This is a genomic window from Herbaspirillum sp. B65 (assembly GCF_000333555.1).
In the GTDB taxonomy this organism is placed as follows: Bacteria; Pseudomonadota; Gammaproteobacteria; order Burkholderiales; family Burkholderiaceae_D; genus Herbaspirillum; species Herbaspirillum rubrisubalbicans.
Map to the genome: position 1 here is coordinate 1 of NZ_BADI01000341.1, position 6434 is coordinate 6434.

The following is a 6434-nucleotide window of genomic DNA, read 5'->3' on the forward strand; positions in this document are numbered from 1 at the left end:
AGTACTGGCTTTCTCAAATCTTATGTTGTACGATGACTGATATCCTATACGGATAAAGAGATTCAAGAGACAACACCAAGAACAATGTCTTCATTTCCATCCCATTCTTAACGGCGTCGAGCGCAACCATGTCCCAGTACACTCCCCAAGACCTCAAACAGATCCTCTCTTCCGGCCTGCTGTCGTTCCCGCTGACGGACTTCGATGAGCAAGGCGATTTCCGCCCCAAGACCTATATCGAGCGCCTGGAATGGCTGGCCCCGTATGGCGCCAGCGCCCTGTTCGCCGCCGGTGGCACCGGTGAATTCTTCTCCCTGGTGCCGGGTGAATATTCGGACATCATCCGTACCGCCGTCGACACCTGCCGTGGCAAGGTGCCCATCATCGCCGGCGCCGGTGGCTCCACCCGCGCTGCCATCGCCTATGCCCAGGAAGCCGAGCGCCTGGGCGCACACGGCATCCTGCTCATGCCGCACTACCTGACCGAAGCCAGCCAGGACGGCATCGCCGCCCACGTGGAAGCGGTCTGCAAGTCGGTCAACTTCGGCGTCATCATCTACAACCGTGCCGTCTGCAAGCTCAATGCCGATACCCTGCAAAAGCTGGCCGAGCGCTGCCCCAACCTGATTGGCTTCAAGGATGGCATCGGCGAGATCGAACCGATGGTGCATATCCGCCGCAAGCTCGGTGACCGCTTCACCTACCTGGGTGGCCTGCCGACCGCCGAAGTCTATGCTGCCGCCTACAAGGCGCTGGGCGTGCCGGTGTATTCCTCGGCCGTGTTCAACTTCATCCCCAAGACCGCCGTGCAGTTCTACCAAGCCATTGCCAAGGATGACCACGACACCGTGGGCAAGCTGATCGATGAATTCTTCCTGCCTTACCTGGCCATCCGCAACCGCAAGGCCGGTTATGCCGTCTCCATCGTCAAGGCCGGTGCCCGCATCGCCGGTCATGACGCCGGCCCGGTGCGCACGCCCTTGACCGATTGCACCCCGGAAGAACACGAAGAACTGGCAGCCCTGATCCAGAAGCTGGGTCCGCAATAAGCCCGAGGGAGCACTGGGCAAGGTGGTCCTTTTCTTCATAGGGACCAAAAAAAACCTCCGTGGCCGTGGCCACGGAGGTTTTTTCCTTCATATAGAGTCAATTCAGGGCCAAGCCGGCAAGCGCAGCCGGCGTCGCCCCGCCAGGATCAGAACTCTTCCCAATCCTGCGCATCATCCTTCAAACGGCTACTGGGCGCAGCAGGCGCCGCCTTGGCAGGCTTGGCCGGGGGCAGCTTGGCTGGCGGCAGCTTGGGAGCGGCCTTGGCAGTCGCCGGCGCAGCAGTGACCGCGGCCACGGGCGCCGGGGCTGGCGCCGCCGATGGCGGGGCCACGGGGGCCACCGGCGCCGCACGCGGCTTGGGTGCGCTGGCAACCTGTTGCGCATTGATCTTGAAGATGCTGACCGCGCCCACCAGGTTGGTGGCCTGGGCCTGCAGCGACTGGGCAGCCGCAGCAGCCTGTTCCACCAGGGCGGCGTTCTGCTGGGTCACTTCATCCATCTGGGTGATGGCGCGGTTGACCTGCTCGATACCGGTGCTCTGCTCGCGGCTGGCTTCGGCGATCTCGCCCACGATGTCGGTGACGCGCTGCACGCTGGTGACCACTTCGCTCATGGTAGCGCCGGCCTGTTCGACCAGTTGGCTACCGGCCTCGACCTTGTCCACCGAATCATCGATGAGTGACTTGATTTCCTTGGCCGCGGCCGCCGAACGCTGGGCCAGCGAACGCACTTCGGATGCCACCACCGCAAAGCCACGGCCCTGCTCGCCGGCGCGCGCCGCTTCCACCGCCGCGTTCAAGGCCAGGATGTTGGTCTGGAAGGCAATGCCATCGATGACGCTGATGATGTCGACGATCTTGCGCGAAGAGGCATTGATGGCCTGCATGGTATCGACCACCTGGGACACCACTTCCCCACCCTTGCTGGCGGTGGACGAAGCGGAGTGCGCCAGTTGATTGGCCTGCAAGGCGTTGTCGGCATTCTGCTTGACGGTGCCGGTCAACTGCTCCATCGAGGCCGCCGTCTCTTCCAGGGAGCTGGCCTGCTGCTCGGTACGCGAAGACAGGTCCATGTTGCCAGCGGCGATTTCCTTGGCGCTGGTATCAATGCTGTCGGAACTGCTGCGCACCCGCGAGACCGTGGTCAACAGCGCCTGCTGCATACTGCGGATGGCGGCGAACAGGCGGCCGATTTCATTGCTGCTGTCGACCTCGACCTTGGTGGTCAGGTCGCCGTTGGCCACCAGGTCCAGCAGATGCACGGCGCGGTTGAGCGGGGTCAGCACGATATTGCGCAGCATGAAGTGCACGCCGATGACCAGGAACATGGCGCCGATCAGGCCGGCTACCACCAGCCAGACCACCAGGTTGTACTCACGCAGGCGCTCGGCGGTGAACTTGTCATTGAGCTCCATGGCGCGCTTCTGGTAGGCGTCGAGCGCCGTCGAGAAACGGGCTCCGCCCGGGCTGATGAATTTGTTGTTGAGCTGCGAATAGGCCTGTACATCGCCTGCCTTGAGCAGGTCGGTAGCCTTCTTCAGGGTCTCGTTCAAGGCCTTGGCCGCCTCGACGAGCTCGGTCTTGGTCGCCGGGTCCTGACCTTCCAGATCAGGCAGCTTGGCATAGTCATCCAAATACTTCAGGCTGCGGTCATAGGTCGACTGGGCACTCTTGAAAGCCGTCTCGCTATTGGCCGGATCACCTTTTTCCGACAACGTCGCATAGATGCGCGCATGGGCGGCGCGAGTACGGGTCGTATCCTTGTAGACGTCGTTGATCAACAAGGCCCGTTCGGTGATCTCGTGTACGTATTCGGTGGCATGGTTGGCGCGGCCCAGCGCAAAGATGCCCACTGCGGCACCCACCACGATCATGATTGAAAACAGCGCAAGCGCGCTCATCAGGCTGAAGCGAACCGTCAGATTCCGCATTCCCTCTCTCCGCTTAGTTTTTTAATAACACATGAAATGAAAATATTGCCCTGACGATACAGCACCCACCTCACAGGCAATCGGACGGCAAACTGACCAAAACCACCCCAATTCCCGGTTAGGGTGGTCAGAAAGCATTCGCTTCCACATTGTGCAACGGCAACACTCCCTCCTGCCTGTCCTGGATCAAGCAAAATTCATGTCATCCACCAATAAAGTGAAGAGTCTTGCAGAAATGGCACGCAAACTGGCGCAAAAACAACACCGCGGCGGCATCAAGGCAGGTCGATGATCTCGACCCAGTTCGGATTACCACCCAGGGTATAGCGGAACAACGGCGTCAAGGCGCCATTGTCACGGTCGATGGCATAGCTGGTCAGCCCGGCCTGCTGTCCCACGGCCAGCAGGTAGCGCCCTTGCGGATCGATGTGGAAGGCGCGCGGTTGGGTTTCGGTAGGAATGTTGAGGATGCGGGTGAGCTTGCCGCTGGCACGGTCCACGCGATAACCGGTGAGCGTGTTGGAGGCGCGCTCGCTGGCGTAGAGGAAGCGACCATCCGGGCTCAGGTGCAGATCGGCGGCGGCCAGCGCTGCGCTGCTGGTGAACCCTTCCGGCAGCGCCGAATCGCTGGCCTGCCAGGTCAGATGGCCTTGCTGGCGGTCGTAGGCATAGGTGTCGACGGTGGCATCGAGTTCATTGATCGCATAGACGAAGCGCTGGTCCGGGGCAAACACGAAGTGCCGCGGACCGGCTCCGGCCTTGGTCGCCACTGCCGGCGGCGTATTGGGGGTGACGGCGCCGGTGGCGGCATCGAAGCGGTATTGCAGGATCATGTCGCTGCCCAGGTTGCTGGCGAAGGCGAAGGCATTGTCGGGGGCGAGCTGCACCGAGTGGGCATTCTTGCCGGTGGCGATCACCGCCAGCGGCGGCGCCTGTACGGTGCCATCGCTATCGATGGCGTTGACCGAGATCTTATGACCGAAGTAGGACGCCGCCAGCAGATAGCGCCCGCTGCGATCGGTGGCGAGGTTGGCCATGTTGTCGGCCAATGGCACCCGGGACAATTCCTTGAGCTTGCCGCTGCTGGCATCGATGGCATAGCTGACCACCGAATAGGGCGCGGCGCGCAGACTGGCATAGAGCCGCTTGCGATCCGGGCTGATGGCCAGCGGCATCACGTTGCTGCCGGTATCGACCCGCTCGATCAGGTCGACACTGCCATCGTCGTTGAGTTGCAGGACGTAGATGTCCTGGCTGTCGGCGTTGGAGATATAGGCGACGGTGGTGGTGCCAGCCTGGGAGGTGGCCGGCTTGAGGGGGGAAATAGCGTTCAAGGCGTTCAAGGTAACGAGAGAAAAAGAGAATAAGAAAGCGCAGAAGCGCGCAGAAAGCCGACACAAAAAAGGGCTCGCACGCGAGCCCCAAGGGAGGATCAGGTCACTGGCGCCGGGTTGAACAGGGTCAGTGCATTATGCAGCTTCCATTGTTCGGCCCAGGTGCGCTTCTTGCCGCTGGCCACGTCCAGCATCAGCTCGAACAGCTCCCAGCCGACCTGTTCGATGGTGGCCTCGCCACTGGCGATGCGGCCGGCATTGACGTCCATCAGGTCGTGCCAGCGCCGCGCCAGGTCGTTGCGGGTGGCGACCTTGATGACCGGCACCGCCGCCAGGCCATAGGGCGTGCCGCGCCCCGTGGTGAAGATATGAAGATTCATGCCAGCCGCCAGTTGCAAGGTGCCGCAGATGAAGTCCGAGGCCGGGGTGGCGGCGTAGATCAAGCCCTTCTGCTGAAGTTTGTCGCCCGGCGCGAGCACGCCCGAGATCGGGCTGGAACCGGACTTGACGATGGAGCCCATGGCCTTCTCGACGATATTGGCCAGACCGCCCTTCTTGTTGCCGGGAGTGGTGTTGGCGCTGCGGTCGACGCCCCCCTGCTTCAGGTAATTGTCGTACCAGTCCATCTCACGGATCATGGCCTGCGCCACGTCTTCGTTGATCGCGCGCGAGGTCAACTGGTCGATGCCGTCACGCACTTCGGTCACTTCCGAGAACATCACCGACGCACCGGCGCGCACCAGCAGGTCGGTGGCATAGCCCACGGCCGGGTTGGCCGTCACGCCGGAGAAGGCATCGCTGCCGCCACACTGCACGCCCACCACCAGGTCGGAGGCCGGGCAGGTTTCGCGGCGGCGCTTGTTCAGTTCGGTCAGGCGGGCCTCGGCCATCTTCATGATGGAATCGATCATGGAATTGAATCCGACATGTTCCGCATCCTGCAGGCAGACCACGTAGGGTTCGCCCTCCTTGTGGATGGGGATCATGTTTTCCGGCAGCAGGCGGTTGGGTTGCAGCTTTTCGCAACCCAGGCTGACCACCATGGCCTGGCCGCCAAAGTTGGGGTTCAGGCTGATGTTGCGCAGCGTGCGGATGGGGATGCCGGCATTGGGGGCATCGATGGCCACGCCGCAGCCATAGGTATGTTCCAGCGCCACCACGTCTTCCACGTTGGGATACTTGGGCAGCAGCTCGGCGCGGATGCGCTTGACGGCGTGCTCGACCACGCCGGCCACGCATTGCACGGTGGTGGTGATGGCCAGCAGATTGCGCGTGCCCACCGAACCATCGGCATTGCGATAACCCTCGAAGGTATAGCCTTCCAGCGGCGGCTGCGGGGCCGGCTTCTTGGTGGCGATGGGCAGGTTGTCGAGTTCGCGCGCCGGCGGCATCTGCACCAGCGACTCCTCGATCCAGCTACCCTTGGGGATGTCGCGCACGGCGTAGCCGATGGCCACGTCGTAGCGCACGATGGCGTCGCCCTGCTTGAGGTCGCGCAAGGCGATCTTGTGCCCCTGGGGCACGCGGTCGACCAGGGTCAGACCATCCGGGAAGACGGTGCCGGCCGGCAGGCCGCCGTCGTTGACGACGATGGCGACATTGTCGGTATCGTTCATCATGATGTAGCGCGGGGTGAATGCCTGGCTGGCAGTGGTATCGGTGCTCATGCTAAGTCCCATACGACGAAAATGCTGCAATTCCAATGAAATGGCGGCTCCTGTCCCGGAAGCCGCCGACCAAACCGATCAGGCGTCCTTGAGTTCGACGCGCTTGATCTCCTTGACGATGACAAGATAGCTGATCACGGTCACCAGAGCATTGATGCCCACGAAGACCAGGGCGCCGGAGAAGGAACCGGTTTGCTTGACGATGTAGCCGATCACGATCGGCGTGGTGATGCCGGCGACGTTGCCGAACATGTTGAACAGCCCGCCCGACAGGCCCACGATCTGCTTGGGCGCGGTATCGGCCACCACCGCCCAGCCCAGCGCGCCCACGCCCTTGCCGAAGAAGGCCAGGGCCATGATGCCTACCACCAGCCACTGCGCCTGGACGTAATTGCACAGGATCATGGTCATGGAGAGCAACATGCCACCCACGATGGGAATCTGCGCGACCAG

At 62.3% G+C, this 6434-nt stretch carries 5 protein-coding genes; 1 reads left to right on the forward strand and 4 read right to left on the reverse strand.

The genetic code is table 11. The features are described from left to right. The first annotated feature begins 128 nt into the window (after positions 1-128). Positions 129-1049, forward strand: a complete 921-nt coding sequence (kdgD, locus tag I5W_RS08570; RefSeq protein ID WP_017451599.1) for a 5-dehydro-4-deoxyglucarate dehydratase — start codon at positions 129-131, stop codon at positions 1047-1049. 146 nt (positions 1050-1195) lie between these two features. On the opposite strand, the gene I5W_RS08575 is transcribed toward kdgD, so the two are convergent. From I5W_RS08575 to I5W_RS08590, 4 genes are all read right to left on the reverse strand, one after another. Continuing rightward, on the reverse strand, positions 1196-2980 hold the full coding sequence (locus I5W_RS08575) for a methyl-accepting chemotaxis protein (RefSeq protein ID WP_044528904.1): 1785 nt from the start codon (positions 2978-2980) through the stop codon (positions 1196-1198). Between the two features lie 275 nt (positions 2981-3255). Next, positions 3256-4314, reverse strand: a complete 1059-nt coding sequence (locus I5W_RS08580) for a lactonase family protein (RefSeq protein ID WP_044528905.1) — start codon at positions 4312-4314, stop codon at positions 3256-3258. 98 nt (positions 4315-4412) lie between these two features. Beyond that, positions 4413-5981: a galactarate dehydratase gene (gene garD, locus I5W_RS08585; RefSeq protein ID WP_044528906.1), complete on the reverse strand. Its 1569-nt coding sequence runs from the start codon at positions 5979-5981 to the stop codon at positions 4413-4415. Positions 5982-6059: 78 nt separating this feature from the next. Beyond that, positions 6060-6434: MFS transporter (locus tag I5W_RS08590; protein WP_044528907.1), on the reverse strand; the 375-nt coding region annotated here is incomplete at its 5' end.

Bases quoted from the DNA above. Each gene is read 5' to 3' on its own strand.
- garD (WP_044528906.1), bottom strand. From the start codon at position 5,981: ATGAGCACCGATACCACTGCCAGCCAGGCATTCACCCCGCGCTACATC.
- kdgD (WP_017451599.1), top strand. From the start codon at position 129: ATGTCCCAGTACACTCCCCAAGACCTCAAACAGATCCTCTCTTCCGGC.
- I5W_RS08575 (WP_044528904.1), bottom strand. From the start codon at position 2,980: ATGCGGAATCTGACGGTTCGCTTCAGCCTGATGAGCGCGCTTGCGCTG.